A 17701-nucleotide genomic window follows, 5' to 3' on the forward strand; every position below is an offset into this window, starting at 1 on the left:
CATGGGGTGGGGCATGCCCCACCCCATGCGATTTCGATCTCGGTGGCCACCGGGCTCATCGGTAAGGTGGAGTTACCACACTTCACACGCCCACCGAGGAGTTGATCCCGATGACCGACGACAGACTACCGCTTGCCGAGCTGATGGCGAAGACTGGAGATGGAGATTTCCTGCGCACGATCGCCGAGAGCGTATTACAGATCATCATGGAGGCCGACGTCGATGGCCTGGTCGGCGCTAGCCGACACGAGCGCTCCGGCGACCGGACGACCTGGCGGAACGGCTACCGCGACCGCAGCCTCGATACCCGGCTCGGCACGCTCAACCTGAGGATTCCCAAGCTACGGACCGGCGCCTACTTCCCTGGCTTCCTGGAACCCAGGAAGACCGTCGAGAAGGCGCTGGTCGCGGTGATCCAGGAGGCGTGGATCGCCGGCGTCAGCACCCGGCGTGTCGACGAGCTGGTGCAGGCCATGGGCATGACCGGCATCTCCAAATCCTCGGTGTCCAAGCTGTGCAAGGATATCGACGAACGTGTCCATGCCTTCCTTAAGCGGCCGCTCACCGGCGACTGGCCCTACCTCTGGCTCGATGCTACCTACCTCAAGGTGCGCGAGGGCGGGCGGATCGTCAGTGTCGCCGCGATAATAGCCGTTGCCGTCAACACCGAGGGCAAGCGCGAAATCGTTGGCCTTCACATTGGACCCTCCGAAGCCGAGCCATTCTGGTCGAGCTTCCTCAAGGACCTCGCACGCCGCGGACTGACCGGCGTGAAGCTGGTCATCTCCGATGCCCACGAGGGCCTCAAGGCAGCGATCACTCGCGTGCTCAGCGCCACCTGGCAGCGGTGCCGCGTCCACTTCATGCGCAATGCCCTGGCCTACGTGCCCAAGGGCCAGAACACCGTCGTCGCCGCTGCCATCCGCCAGGTCTTCCTCCAGCCCGACCATGCCGCCGCGACACAGGTCTGGCGCCAGGTCGCCGACCAGTTGCGTACCCGCTGGCCAAAGCTCGGCGCCTGCATGGACGATGCCGAGCACGACGTGCTGGCCTACATGACCTTCCCCGAGCAGCACCGCGTCAAATTACATTCCACCAATCCACTGGAACGCCTGAACAAGGAAGTGAAGCGCCGCGCCGATGTCGTCGGCATCTTCCCGAACGAGGATAGCATCATCCGCCTCGTCGGCGCCGTCCTGCTGGAGCAGAATGACGAATACCAGCTCCAGCACCGCTACATGCAGATCGAGGGCATGGCCGCCCTTGCTACACCAATGATCGAGGAGGCACAGCCGCTACAGATTACACCCAAGGCCGCCTGAAAATGCAGCCCGCTGGCCACACCCAATTCTACACCACATTGACGGACGCGACCTAAACGGCGGGAAATTGGAGCGATCATATTCAGCGGTTGGTCTGCGTCGAAACGTGTTGTCCGAGGTGAAGAAGATCAAGGACCGGGAAGGAGTTGATCTCACTGAAGATGTTTTGCCTGTCTTAGAAATCTGTGAGGCAACTCGACGGCACTTGGAAAGAGTAGATCGTAACCTCATGAAGCTGGCAGAAAATCATCCGATCTGCTCGCGCTTCCTCGCCATTCCCGGCGTTGGCCCAATTACGGCATTATCCTTTTATAGCGCGATTGGCGATCCAGCCCGCTTCAAACGATCCGCTGATGTTGGCGCATATTTTGGCCTTGTTCCACGGCTCAAGCAATCGGGGGGCACCTCCGTACGCTGCGGCATTAGCAAAATGGGAAATGCGATGACCCGCACGCACCTAGTAGGTGCGGCAGCTGCAATAATGCGTCAGAAATCCGAGGTGGGCGTGCTCCGTGTTTGGGCTGACAATCTCCGCGAGCGCAGCAACTATAGACGGGTCACCACGGCTTTGGCGCGGAAGTTGGCAGTAGTGATGCTGTCCATTTGGAAAAGCGGGCAGACCTTCGATCCCAATCCGCGAGATTTGGATACCATCGGGAAAGAGCTGCGGTCGTAGCCGGTGGTCCGGTGGTGTTGCAGGGGACTTCACCGGCTTTCATCGGGACTAAGCGGCAGCCTCGATTCGCATGCGTAGGCCGAGCGCGGGCAGCACCTTGAGCATGGTTTCCAGCGTAGGGTTTCCGTCCGGGCCGAGGGCACGGTAAAGCTGCTGACGCTTGATGCCGGTCTCCTTCGACAGTTCCGTCATGCCATGAGCGCGGGCCACGATACCGATGGCTTTTGCGATGACATGGACATCGCCGGTTGTGAGGGCGTCTGCCAGCAGTTCGGCCTGATCCTCCGGTTCGGTCAGATATTCCGCCGCGTCAAAGCGGGTGAGTTTGATGGCCATCGTTTCGTTTCCTTTCGGGCCTGCGAAGCGGGTCAGGATATCTGAGCCGCCATTTCCTTTGCCTTTGCGATGTCCCGCTGCTGGCTTGACTTGTCGCCGCCCACCAGCAGGATAATCAACTGCTCGCCCCGGCGGGTGAAATAGAGGCGGTATCCGGGGCCGAAGTCGATACGCGCCTCCGAAACGCCGTCGCCAACCGACTTCACATCGCCCATCAGGCCGAGTTCGATGCGGGCGATCCTGCCCGCGATCTTCGACTTCGCCTTGCGATCGCGAAGGCTTTCGAACCAATCAGCGAAGGCCGGGGTCTGTTGCGTTTCCATGCTGTCTCTTATATGTGACAAGGAGGGTTTGTCAACATATAAGAGACATGGCGGCCCGGCATGGGCCATCGGCGCGCAACAGTCTTACGCACCTCGTCATATCGGATCAGCCCTCCACCGGCGTCAGCGGAGGGCGAGGTGCCGCCGGACCGGCGCGCGGGCGACTCGGCGGGGTCGAGGGGGGTGGCGCCCATGAAAACGCGCTTTTCCCCCCACCTCGCCCGCGCACTTTTCATGTCCCTATTGATGCAGTCACCATCTTCCCTTTCCGGCGGCCCAGATGCTGGGCGGGATTGGTGCCGAACGGGGCCGTCGAAAGATGCGATTTGATGCAGCTAGACGACCATTTGGCGGCGGCGATGGGATCGGGAAATTTTCGCGTCCGGGGCGTGCGCCACAGAGGGAGGGGGCGGGAAAGCGCAACATCCATAACCCGCGCCCCTCCGTTCAAATTAAGGCACTGAAAACACGTAATTTTATTGGTTGCCTCAAAGGTGCAATCGAACGTCACCTTGGCGAGTGAAAAACGCAACGCCCGCAGAAAACCTAGCTTTTTCAGATACTAAATGTTGCAGTTTCAAAATGTAATCTGGTTGCACAGAGGTTGCGTCAAAGGTTGCGCCAAAAATGGCGAATTTCCGTCGATGTTGCGGATGTTGCGTTTTTTCCGATACCCGCCACATAATAGGGGAAAGCGCGGCCTATATCCCTAGCCCTTGCCTCCGCCGTATCGATACCGAATCGAGAGAAGAAAAATCTTCTATGGTAGATGATATGGTATCAACTGGCCCCGACCGCTCATGACCTATGAGAAATCAATCGCTTAGGGTGAATGTGTGACGTCCTCCGTCTCCGCCACCTTTTCCTCACATTGACGGTATCAAGACGAGGTGCGTCACCGGGCAGCCTGGTCATTCCCGGCGACATTCGTCCCAGCGGAGTGCAAATCGGTGTTTCCAAAAGATAAAATCCTGACTGCAAGATTTAGCCTTTGAACTCAGTCCAGATTTCGGTTTGGCCGAACGTCTATTGATGAAGAACTGAACTCAGCACTCTATTCCCTATATCTACTTCAGCAATGCTCTCCCGCGCGGCATCCATTGATTTCGGTTCGTCGCAGGATGCGCTCCAATTGCCTCTTCAACTGGCTGACCGATCCAGCCTGTTCATGTACCAGAAAGGTCATTCTCAACAGGCAGAAGCTGCGCGGCGTCATGCCGCACATCTTAGGAAGGACAATGGAGGGGGTTCTGACAGCCGAATACGCCATCACGCAGACGGCAGTCGGACGAAAAGCTGCGGCATTGCAGGCCCGACTATCGAAGCTTGGAGGAGTAGCGTGATGAGTGTGATTTCCAGAAGCCCCAAATGTCTCTTGTTGCTTGCCCTGCTGTCCGGGGCATCGGCCAGCCTGGCTGCGCAGACGCAGGACCCACCGTCGGCCGATGTCTCTGCGACCGCCTATCTGCCCGCCGAAAAGTCGGAAGGCCCGGAGATAAAGGGCATCATTTCCGCGCGCAGCGGCGACAAGATGCAGGTCACGGCGGCGGACGGCACCAAATCCGTCATCGCCATCGACGATGCCACCCGGATTACCGCCAGCAAGGGCTTTTTCGGCCTTAACCGCAGCAAGCTTGCCGCAACCTCGCTGCTGAACGGCCTGCCGGTCACCGTCAAGACGTTGCAGTCGGGCGGCGGGCTCGTGGCCAGCCATATCAATCTCCAGAACAAGGATCTGAAGACCGCGTCCATGATCCACAATGGCACGGCCCAGCGCTTCGACGAACAGACTGCCGCGACCGAGGCGCTGCGCGGCCGCATGGGTGAGATCGACCAATATAATGTGAAAAGCACGACCAACGTGAATTTCGATACCGGCAAGGCGGTGCTGTCGTCTCAGGCGAAGAACGATCTCTGTGCCACGGCGGCGACTGCCGAGGGAATGAGCAACGCCCTGCTGCTCGTGGTCGGTTACACCGATTCCACGGGAGACGAGGATTTCAACCAGGAGCTTAGCGAGAAGCGGGCCGGCCGCGTCGTCAATTATCTTCAGCAGGCGTGCGGGTGGAAGCCCTATCGCATGCTGACGCCCACTGGCATGTCCGAAGCGGACCCTGTGGCGAGCAACGACACCATCGAAGGCAAGGCGCAGAACCGCCGGGTCGCGGTGAATATCCTGGTCAGCAAGGGCCTTGACGGACTGTGAGATGCGCGGGGTGGGTTCCGCCCACCCCGGATTTTCGAATGTGGCCATGTCTCTCGCGAAGCGAAGATTTAAATCCGGACGATCAGCGTTCCGGCGTTGCGCCCGTTGAAAATGTCGACAAAGGCGTCGGGTATGCGCTCGAACCCGTCGCGCACATCATAGCGATTGCGCAGCCGCCCTTCAGCTTCCCACTGTCGTATCGATGCGATCGCGGACGCATAATCGTCGGCATAGTCCCCGACGACAAAGCCCTGCATCCGGATCCGTCCATAGACCAGCTTCATCATATCCCGCGGGCCGGCGGCCGGGCTATTCGAATCATAGGCTGCCAACTGTCCGCAAAGCACGATGCGGCCATGGGGCGCCATCCGGTCGACGGCCGCCTGCAATATGTCCCCGCCCACATTGTCGAAAAAGATGTTGATGCCGTCGGGACTGGCCTCCTTCAAAGCCGCAGGAAGGTCGGCCGAGCGATAGTCGATCGCCACATCCGCACCGCCTTCTTCCTTCAGCCAACGACATTTGTCGGGACCGCCCGCCACCGCAATGACCCGGCAGCCAGCGATGCGGGCCATCTGGCACACCATCGCACCGACCGATCCCGCCGCACCGGACACGAGTACGGTCATGCCGGGTTTCGGCTCCCCCACCGCGAAGAGGCCGAAATAGGCGGTCAGGCTGTTGGGCGAGTACAGCGTCATGGCGTCGACCGGATCGATGCCGGTCTCTAGGGTGGTGACGGGCACGGCCGCCTTATCCGGCTGCAGAACAGCATAGTCCTGCCAGGGCGCCACAGCCGTAGCCCATTGCCCGGGTTCAAACCGTGCATGACGAGACGCCAATATTTCGACCGCCGCCATGCCCCGGACAGGGTCGCCGATGCCGATCGCGCCGCGATAGCTGCGTTCGGGCGGGTTCAGCCAATTGCGGATCGTCGGCGCGCAGGAGATGATCCGGGTGCGGACGAGAATGTCGCCCTCCTGCAGCGCGGGCGTATCGAACGTCTCCTCCCGATAGGCGAAGTCGCTGGCGCGCACCGCGCCTTCGGGCCTGTGCGCAAGCACCCAGGAGCGGTTGAGGGTCACGACCCGTCGCCGAACCGCCGCCCCGTCTCTGCCAGCCGCACGAGCAGCGGCGCGGGGCGGAAGGTTTCGCCATGCACCGCCGCCAGCCGGCGCATGTCCGCGACGATCCTGTCCAATCCGACCTGATCGGCCCAGAACAGCGGTCCGCCGCGATAGACTGGCCAGTTATAGCCCAGCACGGCGGCTATATCGATGTCGGAGGCGCGCAGCGCGATGCCTTCCTCCAGGATCTTCGCCCCTTCGTTGACGACCGGATAGAGCAGCCGCGCAAGCAGCGCCTCGTCGCCCGATTTGGGCGCATGGGCGACGCCTCGCGCCGCGGCCACCTCGCTTATCAGGTTGCCGGTCACGTCCGACGGACGCGAGCGCCGCTTCTCATCATAGTCATAATAGCCCGCGCCGCGCTTCTGGCCCAGCCGTCCGGCGGCGACAAGATCGCCCATCACGGTGCGTTCCGTCGCGTTCCGGCCGATGACGTCCAGGCCGACCAGATCCATCATCTGGAAATGGCCCATAGCAAAGCCGTAGTCGACAAGCACGCGGTCGATCTCCGCGATCGGCGTGCCTTCCAGCATCATCGCTTCGGCCTGCGCGCCACGCGGAGCCAGCAGCCTGTTGGCGATGAAGCCGTCGCACACGCCGCTCAGCACCGCCACCTTGCCGATCCGCTTGGCCAGCCGCATCGCCGTGGCGACCACCGGTTTCGCCGTCTCCGCCCCTCGCACCACCTCCAGCAGGCGCATGACGTTGGCCGGCGAGAAGAAGTGGAGGCCGATGACCCATTCGGGCCGGCTGGTCGCCGCCGCGATGCGATCAAGGTCGAGGAAAGAGGTATTGGACGCCAGGATCGCCCCCTGTCTGGCGATCCGGTCAAGCCGGGCGAAAATGTCCGTCTTGACGTCCATGCTCTCATAGACGGCTTCGATGATGAGATCGGCGTCGGCGAGCGCGGCGAGGTCGAGGCTGGGCGAAATCAGGCCCATGCGCTGCTCCACCTGCGCCGCCGTCATCCTTCCCTTGGCGCACGTAGCCTCATAGTTGCGGCGGATGGTGGCGATGCCGCGATCCAACGCCTCCTGGTTCGTCTCCACCAGCGTAACGGAGATACCGGCATTCAGGAAGTTCATCGTGATGCCGCCGCCCATCGTGCCCGCGCCGATGACGCCCACCGACCGGATGTCGATCGCGGATATGTCGGGGCCGATGTCGGGAACGCGGGCCGCCTCCCGCTCCGCGAAGAAGACATGGCGCTGGGCGGCGGACTCCGGGCTGGCGACCAGCCGCTCGAACAGGGCGGTTTCCTTTGCCAGCCCCTCATCGAATGGAAGGTTCACTGCTGCCTCGACAGCCTCGATGATGGCGGCGGGCGCGACGAACCCCTTGAACCGGCGTGCGTTTGCGGCGGCAAAGGCGGTGAACAGCTCCGGGCGATCCCGGTCGCGCTGGAGCGCGTCGGCCCGATCGCATATTCGCGGCTTCGCACCGCCATCGGCCACGATGCGGCGCGCGAAGGCCAGCGCCTCGTCCTGCAAGGCCGCATCATCGACCACGGCGTCGACCAGCCCGAGCGAAAGGGCTTCGGCAGCCTTGATCTGCCGCCCGGACGTGATGATTTCGAGCGCCGCCTCCGCACCGACGATCCGGGGCAGGCGCTGGGTGCCGCCCGCGCCGGGAAGCAGGCCCAGATGCACCTCCGGCAGGCCGACCTTCGCGCTCCGCGCCGCCACCCGATAGTGGCAGGAGAGCGCCAGTTCGAACCCGCCCCCAAGCGCCGTGCCATGAATAGCGGCGATGACGGGCTTGGGCGCGTCGTCCAGCATGGCGCAAAGGTCGGGCAAGGACGGCGGCTGCCAGGGCTGGCCGAATTCGGTGATGTCCGCGCCGGCGATGAAGGTCCGTCCGGCGCAGAGCAACAGGATGGCGCCAACCGCCCCATCGCTGAACGCCTGCTCCAGTTTGGCCTGCAATCCCTGACGGAGGGACGCCGAGAGCGCGTTAACCGGCGGATTGTCGAGCGTGATCAGGGCGACGCCGTCGGTGACGACGCTGGTTGCGGTCTGCTTCATGTCATGCGTCCTGTCTGGTGGGCGGCGCCGCGCGCCTGCGGGCGACCTCCTCCACGGCGATGGCGGCCATCGCCTTCTTGTCGAGCTTGCCGGTGGCGGTGACGGCCATCGCCTCGACCAGCACCAGATGCTCTGGCCATTTCTTGCGGGACAGGCCCTGCTGGGAGAGGTGGTCGAGCAGGGCGGACAGGTCGATGCTCCCATCGTCCGTGCGCAGCCGGCAGACGGCGCAGGCCTGTTCGCCCAGCTTGCGTTCGGGCACGGCCACCACCGCCACCTCCGCAACGGCGGGATGACGCAGCAGGGCTGCCTCCACCTCGGCCGGGTCGATGTTGAATCCGCCGCGAATGATCTGGTCCTTGATGCGGCCGACCACGCGCACGAAGCCGTCCTGATCGCGGACGATCTCGTCGCCAGTCAGGTAGAAGCCGTCGGGCGTCATGCGCTCCTGCCCCGCCCCCATGCCCTGCGCATAGCCCAGGAACAGCGACGGGCCGCGCACGCCTGCCTGCCCCCGGCTGCCGCGCGGCAGGGGACGCAGATCAGCGTCGAACGCCTCCTCCTGCGTGCCGGGAAAGGGGATGCCGTCGAACAGCTGGCGGCGTTCCAGCGAATGGGCGGGATGGGTGGAGGCATGGCCCATGCATTCGGACATGCCGAACATGCGCAGCGCCTTGAGACCGAGCAGCCGGTCGGCGTCCTCGATCAGTTCCGGCGTCATCGCGCTGCCGCCCACCGCCATGGCGCGGAGCGGCAGGCGGCCGCTCCATTCGCCGAGCCGGGCGGCCTCGACCATCGTGAACAGGTGCGTGGGCACCGCGATCGCCCAGCCGCATCCATAGCGTTCGGCCCGCCGCAGCGCTTCGGCCGGCACCCAAGGGTCGACCAGCACCAGCGGATGCCCCAATGACAGCGCGAAATGCGCCGTGAAGGTGAAGCCGGGCGCACTGTCGAGCGGGACGATGCCCAGGATCGCGTCATCCGGTTGCAGACCCGCAATGGCCGCGCAGGCGCGGGTCGCGTAGTTCAGGGCTTCGGGGCCATGCATCACCCCCTTGGGCACGCCGGTGCTGCCGGAGGTGAAGCCGATGAGCGCGGTATCGCGATCGCGCGGATCGACCGACCGTTCGCCGGCGGCTGCGGCCACCTCGGGCAGGGCGCTGCCGGCGCCGCTCACCTTGGCGGCATGGCCGAGCAAGGATTCGAGCGAGGCAAGGTCGCCCGCTCCGAGCTTTGGCGATACGGGGCAGAAGGTCGCCTGCAGCGATGATATGGCAAGCGCCGTCGCGATCGTCGCGGGGCTTTTATGCGCGGTGACGAGGACGCGGTCGCCCGGCTCGACCCCTACCGCCTTCAGCAGAGCCGCGATCTCCACCGCCTGCCCTCGCAGCTCTTCCCGGCTCCACAGGCGATCATCGCAATCCGCCAGGGCAAGCGCATCCGGTTCAGCGTCGGCAAGGCGGACGAATTGCGGCCAGAGCCGCTCGGCGTCCCATTCGAACGCCGGATGGCTTTGCTCTTCAGGCAAGGGATTGCCCTCCATCGACCAGGAAGGTCTGACCGGTGATGAAACTGCCTGCGTCCGACGCCAGCAGGGCCAGCGTGCCTGCCACTTCGTCCGGGCGGCCGAAGCGGCGCATCAATATGCCCGCCCGCGTCTTTTCCTGAATGGCGGGATCGAGCGTTTCGGTCATCCCCGTCTCGATCGATCCGGGCGCGATGGCGTTGACGCGGATATTATGCCCGGCCCATTGGGCGGCGAGATCGCTGGTCAGGTGAACGATTGCCGCCTTGCTGGTGGTATAGGGAACGACCTGCCCGGCGTCCGGCTGATAGGACAGGAATGCGCCCACCGACGCGATATTGACGATGGCGCCGCCGCCCGCCGGGATCATGTGGCGCGCGGCGTGGCGGCAGGCGAGGAAGGTGCCGGTCACATTGACGTCCATCACCTTCTGCCAGCCCTTGAGCGGGATGTCCTGCGGCAGACCCCACCAGGAGGCGCCTGCATTGTTGATGAGGATGTCGAGCCCGCCCAGCCGGTCGACCGTGCCCGCGACCGCCGCCTCCACCGACGCCTCGTCGGCGATGTTGCAGGAAAGGCCGACAGCCGGAACCCGGAACCGCTCGGCTATGCCCGCCGCCAGATCGGCGCAGTCGGCCTCCGTGCGGGACGCAAGGGCGACGGCGCAACCAAGGTCCGCCAGCGTTGCGGCCATGGCTTCGGCCAAGGCGCCGCGTCCGCCGGTTATGAGCGCGCGCCTGCCATCCAGACGGAATTGCGCGGCGGTGAAACCGGGGTTCCAGTCAGCCATGATCGTCTCCGGCAAGCAGATCGACCTCATCGGTGATGAGGATGATGCGCCGACCGCCCATGCCCTTCGTCTGGGCGGTCGCCGCCTTCCATTCGGGCGAGGCGAAGGCGGCGTCGAGCGCCGCCTGGTCGGCGAAGGTCAGCACGGCGTGGCCGTCCCAGCCCGGCGCTTCCGGATTGTCATAATCCTTCGTCACCGCGCCGTGCCGATAGGCCAGAAGGCCCGGCAGCACCCTGGCGGCGTCGGCATGCGGCCCGCGCCACCAACTGGTGAACTGCTCATGCGTCCAGTCCTGCGGCCGGCTGGCCAGGACGACCATGCTGACCGCCATGGCTTACTTGCCCGTCCAGACCGGCTGGCGCTTTTCGAGGAAGGCCGCGACGCCTTCCTTCGCATCGGCGGAGTGATGCACCACGTTGCAGGTCATCGTTTCCAGCGTGATGAGCGAGTTGGTGTCGGCGTCCATGCCGCGATTGACCGCCATCTTGGTCATCCACATGCAGAAGGGGCTCTTGTCGATCAGCGGCGCGCAGAAATCCTGGATCAACTGCTCGAGCTGATCGCTGGGCGCCGAGGCGTTGCACAGGCCCCATTCGACGCATTCCTTGCCGGACAAGAGCTTGCCGGTCAGCATCAGCTCCTTCGACTTGCGCATGCCGATATAGCGCGGCAGGCGATAGATCGGACCAGCGCCGCCGAACAAGGCGCGGCGGATGTGGAAGTCGCCGATCTTGGCGTCGTCGGCGGCAATGCCGAAATCGCAGGAGATGAAAAGCTCGAACCCGCCGGCGACGGCATAGCCCTCGACGCAGGCGATGGTCGGCTTTTTCATGTTGTAGATCTTGTCATAGGTGCGCGCGGAGTCGATCGCGAGCTGAAGCGAGGTGCTGGTCTCGTGCAGCACCGGACCCACCAGTTGCCCGAGATCCGCACCGGCGCAGAAGGTGTGGCCGCGACCGCGGAACACGACGGCCAGCACCGAATCGTCCTCGGCCGCCTTGTCCACCGCCACCTCAAGGTCGCGCAGGAGCTGGGGGCTCACGCAATTCTTCACATGGGGACGGTTGAGCCAGATCGTGCAGATGCCGTTATCGGCCACTTCATATTGGATGACGTCCTTTTCCGGTTCCATGTAACTCTCTCCTTGGCAAAGATGTGAAAAGATCGGTCGTTTCAGCGGGCGATGCCGCCTTCTTCAGGCGGGGCGAGCATGCCGCCCACCGCCATCCAGGCGGCGATCCCCGCCGATGGAACGGCGCAGAGCACCGCTTCGGCAATTTCCTCGTCGCTCGCGCCGGCATTGCGCGCGCCGCGCACATGGGTCGCCGCCATGGGGCTGTATCCCGCCGCCAATATGGCGAGCAGAAGCAGTTCGCCATATTTGGCGGATAGCGGATTGGCGTCGATGCTGCCCCGCCGCATGAGGTAGTAGGCGTCCGCCGCCTGGGGCACGAGGCGCATCAACGCGCCGAGCGGCGCGGGGATGCTCCCCGCCCAATAGGCCCGGAAATTGGCCTCCGCCTCTCCCTCCGCGGCCATGGGCAGGGGTTGCGGCTCCGGCGCCTGGGCGTCGCCAAAACTGCCCTCGATGAGCTGCGCGAAATCGAGCGCCGCCGCCTCGCCGCGAAGGCTGGACAGCACGATAAGGCCTGCGGTCGCCTCTTTCGAGGTCAGGCCAAGCTTCACGCCGCGTTCCAGTTCCCGGTGCGCAAGGGGCAGATGGCGGCGATCGACGGCAGCCACCGCCGCGAACAGCGCTTTCAGGCGAGCCGGCACCGCGCCGTCCGACTCGATCACGGATCGGAAAATGTCATATCCTGCAAGCGTGTACGGCGCATAGCCCCGCAACAGGGCGACATCCATGATTGGGCTATTCGTCATCGCTTGCTCTCCTGCGATCCAGATGATCGACCGACTGGTCGGGCGTCAACCAAAAATTTCTTCCCTGACCAGTTTGACAGCCGACCAGTCGGTCGACTAGTTATCGCTCGACCGATCGGTCGGGTGAGTATTAGAACGGAAGCAGGCCGGCTCGAATCCGGCGGCGTAATTGGAGCGGATGCGTGGATTTCGAACAGTCGGCCAAATCCAGGGAATGGATGGAGCGCGTAAGGGCGTTCATGGAGGAGCACATCGTTCCTGCCGTTCCGGTCTATCACCAACAGTCCGCCGCGATCGATCGCTGGACCGAAATCCCGCCCGTGTTCGACGAACTCAAGGACAAGGCGCGGGAGGCGGGGCTGTGGAACATCTTCATGCCGCCATCTGAGCATGACGATGAATTTTTCACCAGCGTGGGCCTCACCAATGTCGAATATGCGCCGATCGCCGAACTGATGGGCCGGATTTCCTTCGCCAGCGAGGTGTTCAACTGCATGGCGCCGGACACCGGCAATTTCGAGGTGCTGCATCGCTATGGCACGGCCGAGCAGAAGCAGCGCTTCATGGTGCCGCTGCGCGACGGCCAGACCCGGTCCGCCTTCCTGATGACCGAACCGGCCGTCGCTTCCTCCGACGCGCGGAACATCCAGACCGACATTCGCCGCGACGGAAGCGACTATGTCATCAACGGCCGGAAATGGTGGTCGTCGGGCGCTGGTCATCCGCGCTGCGACTTCTTCATCGTCATGGGCAAGACCGACCCGGACGCCGCGCCCTACCGGCAGCAATCGATGATCCTGGTGCCGCGCGACACGCCGGGCGTGACGCTTGTGCGGCACCTCCCCGTCTTCGGTTACGATCATGCGCCGCACGGCCATTTCGAGGTGGCGCTGGAGAATGTGCGCGTGCCGGCGGAGAATATGCTGCTGGGCGAAGGGTGCGGCTTCGAGATCGCGCAGGGCCGCCTTGGTCCCGGGCGCATCCACCACACGATGCGCAACATCGCGACGATGGAAGTCGCGCTGGAAAAGATGTGCCGGCGCCTCCTTTCGCGACGGGCCTTCGGCAAGGTCATCGCCGAACATTCGGTCTGGGAGGAACGGATCGCCCGCGCCCGTTGCGAGATCGAGATGGCGCGCCTGCTGTGCCTGAAGGCGGCACATATGATGGACACGGTCGGCAACAAGGCCGCCCGTGCCGAAATCGCGATGATCAAGATCGCCGCGCCGAAAATGGCGCAGCAGATCGTCGACGACGCGATACAGGCGCATGGCGGCGGCGGCGTCAGCGACGATTTCGGCCTGGCGGAGCTTTGGGCGAACACCCGCATCGTGCGGCTGACCGATGGGCCCGACGAGGTTCATGAACGCCAGCTCGCCCGGATGGAACTCGCCAAATATGCGGAAGGCGCAGCGTCGTGAGCGCCGCGCAGCCTGCCGCGACGATCGGCTCGACGGTCGATGTCGCCGTCAACAGTGCGTTCGACGAAGCCCGACTTGCCGCTTATCTGGCGGGCCGGATCGCGGATTTTTCCGGACCCATGCGCGTCCAGCGGTTCGAGGGCGGACAGTCCAACCCGACCTTCCTTCTGTCGACGCAGGACCAAAGCTATGTCCTGCGGCGCAAGCCGGCGGGCGTTTTGCTGAAATCCGCCCATGCGGTGGATCGCGAATATCGCATCACCATGGCCCTGCACGAAGCCGGCCTGCCCGTCGCCGAACCGCTGCTGCTTTGCGAGGACGAGGATGTCATCGGCAGCATCTTCTATGTGATGCGCTACGTTCCGGGACGCAGCTTCTGGGACCCGCTTATGCCGGGCCTAGACCGTGCGGAGCGCGCCGCGATCTATGACTCCGCCAATGAAACGCTTGCCCGCCTGCATCTGGTCGACTTCGCGGCGCTAGGGCTCTCCGACTATGGCAAGCCGGGCAATTATTTCGCGCGGCAGATTTCCCGCTGGTCGCGGCAATATGATGCGTCGCGCACCGGTGACATCCCGGAGATGGACCGGCTGATAGACTGGCTGCCCGGCGCGATCCCGCCCACGGAAGAGCGCACCACGATCATCCATGGCGACTATTCCTTCCACAACCTGCTGGTCCATCCGACCGAGCCGCGCGTATCCGCCGTCATAGACTGGGAGTTGTCGACCCTGGGCGATCCGCTCGGCGACCTCACCTACCATATGATGGAGTGGTTCAGGCCGGAGGGCGTGGACGTGCGCGGAACCCTGCGCGGCGCCGATCTTGCCGCGCTCGGCATTCCCACGGCCGAAGACTACGCCCGCCGCTATTGCGAGCGGACCGGCCTTCGCGGCGATCCGACGCATCCCTTCTACCGCGCCTTCAACCTGTTCCGGGTGGCCGCCATTCTGCAGGGCATCGCCGGCCGGGCGCGCGACGGCGTGCAGACCGCAAGCAATGCCGCCGACATCGTCACACGGATCGAACCACTCGCCAAGGCCGCCTGGCTGGCGGCGCGGGAGGCCGGCGCAGTCTGATCTTCTGACAGGATGAAACGAGATTTCAGGGCGAAAGACAAAATGGCCCTAATCAGAGGGAGAGAGATGATGACAAGGTTCAAGATTGGCCGATTGGCGCTCCTTTCGGGATGCGCGTTTGCCGGGATCATCGTGCCGGCCCATGCGCAAACGGCGGCGACGGCGACGACCGAACCGCAGTCGGCGGAGGATGCCGCCGCGCCTTCCACGCGAGACATCATCGTTACCGGAACGCGCGTCGTGCGCGACGGCTACAACCAGCCGACGCCCGTCACCGTCGCGCCCACCACGGAGCTGGAGAAGGCGACCCCCACCAACCTTGCCGATGCGATCAACAAGCTGCCGCAATTCGCCAACTCGGTCAGCCCGCAGTCGAACAGCCAGTTGCAGGGCAATAGCGGCGAGCATGGCAATCTGCTCAACCTGCGCGGCGTCGGACCGACGCGGGCGCTGATCCTGCTCGACGGCATCCGCGTGCCGCCCACGACATTCCGCGGCGCGGTGGACGTCAACACGATTCCGCAACTGCTGATCCAGCGCGTCGACGTCGTGACCGGCGGCGCATCGGCGGTCTACGGCTCCGACGCTGTCAGCGGCGCGGTCAACTTCGTCCTCGACAAGAAGTTCGAGGGGGTGAAGGGCGTCGCGCAGCGCGGCGTATCGACCCGCGGCGACCTCGGCAACTATCGCATCGGCATTGCGGGGGGCCTCAGCTTTGCGGGCGATCGCGGCCATATCCTCGCCTCGGTCGAGCGTTTTCACAGCGATGGCATCAAGCGCAGAGCGCGCATCTATGGTGACGACGCCTATGCGGCCGTGGGTTCGGTCCCCGGGTCGACCGCCGCACCGGGCCGCGAGGCAAACCCGTTCATCTTCCTGCCGAACCTGCGTTTCACGACCAACGACTATAATAACGGCATCATCCTGACGAGCACCGTGCCCTCGCTCACCAATAATATCTTCCTGCCGGGCGGCGCGGTGCGGCCCATCCAGCGCGGCACAGCCACTGGTACGCCGGGCACCAATGTGGGCGGCGACGGCCTTTATATTCCCGGCTTCAACCAGTTGATCGCGCCGCTGACGACGACACAGGGCTTTGGCCGCCTGGCCTACGACCTGACGGACGGGCTGACGGCGCATGTCCAGGGCAGCTACTCGCGCAGCGTCACCAGCTACGATACGCAGGCCCAGTCCGTACTCGGCTTCCGCTTCTTCAGCGGCAACGCCTTCCTGAACCCGGCGGTCCAGGCGCAAATGGGGCCGAATGACAGCTTCACCGTCTTCCGCTTCATCGGCGAGCAGGGGCCGATCCCGACGCGGGAGGCGACCAATGCCTATCTCATCAACGGCGGCCTTGAATGGAACCTTGGCGGATGGAACGTCACCGCCGACTACACCCATGGCAAGTCCGTCACCAAATTCGCCCAGACGCAGGTCGAGATTCCCAAGCTGGCAGCGGCGCTGGACGCGGTTCGCGGTCCGAACAATTCGATCGTCTGCCGCGTCACGCTGACCAATCCCGGCCTCTATCCGGGGTGCACGCCGCTCAATGTCTTCGGCGCGGGAACGCCCACGACCGCCGATCTGCAAACCGTCCTTGGCGTATCCCGTTACCGCGCCATGAACACGACCGACGACTTCGTCCTGTCGGCGCGCGGGGATCTTTTCGAGCTTCCGGCAGGCCCGGTCACGGTCGCCATCGGCGGGCAATATCGCAAGCAGAAGCTGGACCTGACGTCCAATTCCGATCCCGCCGTGCCGGTGGACTTCACCGGGCTGCGGGGCATTCCGGCCAATCGCATGACCCGCTTCAACAACACCAATGTCGGCTCGGCCTTCGGCAAGCTGAACGTGAAGGAAGTGTTTGCCGAAGCGCAGGTTCCGGTATTCAAGGGCCAACCCTTCGCCGAGGAGCTGAGCCTCAACGGCGCTTTCCGCCTGACCGACTACAGCACCAGCGGAAGCGTCAAGACCTGGAAGGTCGGCGCGGTCTACAAGCCGATCCAGGACGTGATGTTCCGCGTCACGCGCTCGCGCGATATTCGCGCGCCCTCGCTGTTCGAACTGTTCGCGGGCGTTCAGACTGCGCCGGTGAACTTCAACGACCCTCACACCGGCCAGCCGGGTTCGATCCGTCAATTCAGCGGCGGCAACCCCGACCTCGATCCCGAAACCGGCGACACGTTCGCGGCGGGCGTGGTCCTCAGCCCCAGTTTCCTGCCCGGCTTCGACGTTTCGGTCGATTATTACGACCTCAAGATCAAGGGCGCCATCGCCACGCAAGGGCTGAACGATGTCGTTAACGAGTGCGAAACGTCGAACGGCACGTCGCCGACCTGCGCCCTTATCGAAAGGCCGCTGCCGTTCAGCGACCGGTCGGCCGCCAACTATCCGATTTCGGTGAGCCTCATCACGCAGAATATCAGCTTCCTGCGCACCAGCGGCCTCGACATCACCATGTCGTACCGGACCAAGCTGGGCGATGGCGAACTCACCCTGCGCGCCTTCGCCAACTATCTGGACCGGTACAAGACGCAGACCAATTCCATCGCGCCGGTGATCGATTATGCCGGCCATGGCGTCAACAGCCAGACCGGCTATGCCTATCCCAAGTTCAGGGGCACGCTCAGCGCCAATTACACCAATGGGGGCCTCACCCTGTTCGTGCAGGAATCTATGATCGGCAAGGTGACCATCGGCAACCTCAAGAACGATCCGACGTCCTTTTATGCGGTCCCGGCGATCAAGCCGGTCTTCTACACCGACGCCACGGCATCCTATAAGTTCGACGTGCGCGGGGAGCCGGAACTGTTCGTGACGGCCACGAACCTGTTCGACCGCAAGCCGCCGCTGGTCGCCGCAGCCGCCGCGCCGGGCCTTCTCTATCCGACCCTGTTCACGCTCTACAACGTCGCCGGGCGCACGCTCACGGCGGGGGTCCGTTTCAAGTTCTGATGGATTGCCGAACGGACTGCCCGCAAGGGAAGTTCG

The 17701-nt window shown here is 64.0% G+C and carries 15 protein-coding genes; 6 read left to right on the forward strand and 9 right to left on the reverse strand.

Features of this window, described 5'->3' with window-relative positions; translation table 11 throughout:
• Positions 1–110 precede the first annotated feature (110 nt).
• The gene (locus EGM87_RS13985; protein ID WP_011950834.1) at positions 111–1322 is read left to right on the forward strand and encodes an IS256 family transposase; all 1212 of its coding nucleotides are present in this window, start codon (positions 111–113) and stop codon (positions 1320–1322) included.
• A gap of 118 nt (positions 1323–1440) precedes the next feature.
• Positions 1441–1998, forward strand: a complete 558-nt coding sequence (locus EGM87_RS13990; protein ID WP_137710088.1) for a transposase — start codon at positions 1441–1443, stop codon at positions 1996–1998.
• Positions 1999–2046: 48 nt separating this feature from the next.
• Here the strand turns inward: EGM87_RS13990 and EGM87_RS13995 are convergent, their stop codons facing one another.
• Positions 2047–2334, reverse strand: a complete 288-nt coding sequence (locus EGM87_RS13995) for an addiction module antidote protein (RefSeq protein ID WP_137710087.1) — start codon at positions 2332–2334, stop codon at positions 2047–2049.
• Positions 2335–2366: 32 nt separating this feature from the next.
• Positions 2367–2657 carry a type II toxin-antitoxin system RelE/ParE family toxin gene (locus tag EGM87_RS14000; RefSeq protein ID WP_137710086.1) on the reverse strand — a complete coding sequence of 97 codons (291 nt, stop codon included), beginning with the start codon at positions 2655–2657 and terminating at the stop codon, positions 2367–2369.
• Positions 2658–3999: 1342 nt separating this feature from the next.
• Here EGM87_RS14000 and EGM87_RS14005 point away from each other — a divergent pair.
• Entirely contained in the window at positions 4000–4863 is an 864-nt protein-coding gene (locus EGM87_RS14005) for an OmpA family protein (RefSeq protein WP_103000632.1), read from the forward strand.
• Between the two features lie 68 nt (positions 4864–4931).
• Here EGM87_RS14005 and EGM87_RS14010 read toward each other — a convergent pair whose 3' ends face one another.
• From EGM87_RS14010 to EGM87_RS14040, 7 genes are read right to left on the reverse strand one after another with little or no spacing between them, the layout of a single operon-like run.
• Positions 4932–5948 carry an NADP-dependent oxidoreductase gene (locus tag EGM87_RS14010; protein ID WP_137710085.1) on the reverse strand — a complete coding sequence of 339 codons (1017 nt, stop codon included), beginning with the start codon at positions 5946–5948 and terminating at the stop codon, positions 4932–4934.
• Positions 5945–8014, reverse strand: coding sequence for a 3-hydroxyacyl-CoA dehydrogenase NAD-binding domain-containing protein (locus EGM87_RS14015; RefSeq protein WP_137710084.1), 2070 nt, complete (start codon positions 8012–8014; stop codon positions 5945–5947). Before EGM87_RS14015 ends, EGM87_RS14010 begins: the two co-directional genes overlap by 4 nt.
• A gap of 1 nt (position 8015) precedes the next feature.
• The gene (locus EGM87_RS14020) at positions 8016–9557 is read right to left on the reverse strand and encodes a class I adenylate-forming enzyme family protein (RefSeq protein ID WP_137710083.1); all 1542 of its coding nucleotides are present in this window, start codon (positions 9555–9557) and stop codon (positions 8016–8018) included.
• Positions 9535–10329 (reverse strand): SDR family NAD(P)-dependent oxidoreductase, encoded by a 795-nt coding sequence (locus EGM87_RS14025; RefSeq protein ID WP_137710082.1) that lies wholly within the window; start codon positions 10327–10329, stop codon positions 9535–9537. Before EGM87_RS14025 ends, EGM87_RS14020 begins: the two co-directional genes overlap by 23 nt.
• The gene (locus EGM87_RS14030; protein ID WP_137710081.1) at positions 10322–10660 is read right to left on the reverse strand and encodes an EthD family reductase; all 339 of its coding nucleotides are present in this window, start codon (positions 10658–10660) and stop codon (positions 10322–10324) included. Before EGM87_RS14030 ends, EGM87_RS14025 begins: the two co-directional genes overlap by 8 nt.
• A 3-nt stretch (positions 10661–10663) precedes the next feature.
• Entirely contained in the window at positions 10664–11461 is a 798-nt protein-coding gene (locus EGM87_RS14035; protein WP_013039003.1) for an enoyl-CoA hydratase/isomerase family protein, read from the reverse strand.
• A 41-nt stretch (positions 11462–11502) separates the two neighbouring features.
• A complete protein-coding gene (locus EGM87_RS14040; protein ID WP_137710080.1) occupies positions 11503–12210 on the reverse strand; it encodes a carboxymuconolactone decarboxylase family protein in 708 nt (235 codons plus the stop codon).
• Positions 12211–12392: 182 nt separating this feature from the next.
• Between EGM87_RS14040 and EGM87_RS14045 the strand changes: the two genes are divergently transcribed.
• From EGM87_RS14045 to EGM87_RS14055, 3 genes are all read left to right on the forward strand, one after another.
• The gene (locus EGM87_RS14045) at positions 12393–13631 is read left to right on the forward strand and encodes an acyl-CoA dehydrogenase family protein (RefSeq protein ID WP_262856971.1); all 1239 of its coding nucleotides are present in this window, start codon (positions 12393–12395) and stop codon (positions 13629–13631) included.
• Positions 13628–14710 (forward strand): phosphotransferase family protein, encoded by a 1083-nt coding sequence (locus EGM87_RS14050; protein WP_025547912.1) that lies wholly within the window; start codon positions 13628–13630, stop codon positions 14708–14710. The genes EGM87_RS14045 and EGM87_RS14050 overlap by 4 nt, the downstream gene beginning before the upstream one ends.
• A 69-nt stretch (positions 14711–14779) precedes the next feature.
• Complete coding sequence (locus tag EGM87_RS14055; RefSeq protein ID WP_253719083.1) at positions 14780–17665, forward strand: TonB-dependent receptor plug domain-containing protein; 2886 nt, start codon at positions 14780–14782, stop codon at positions 17663–17665.
• The last annotated feature ends 36 nt before the right edge of the window (positions 17666–17701 follow it).

It is taken from the genome of Sphingobium sp. RSMS, assembly GCF_005406185.4.
Lineage (GTDB): Bacteria > Pseudomonadota > Alphaproteobacteria > Sphingomonadales > Sphingomonadaceae > Sphingobium > Sphingobium fuliginis.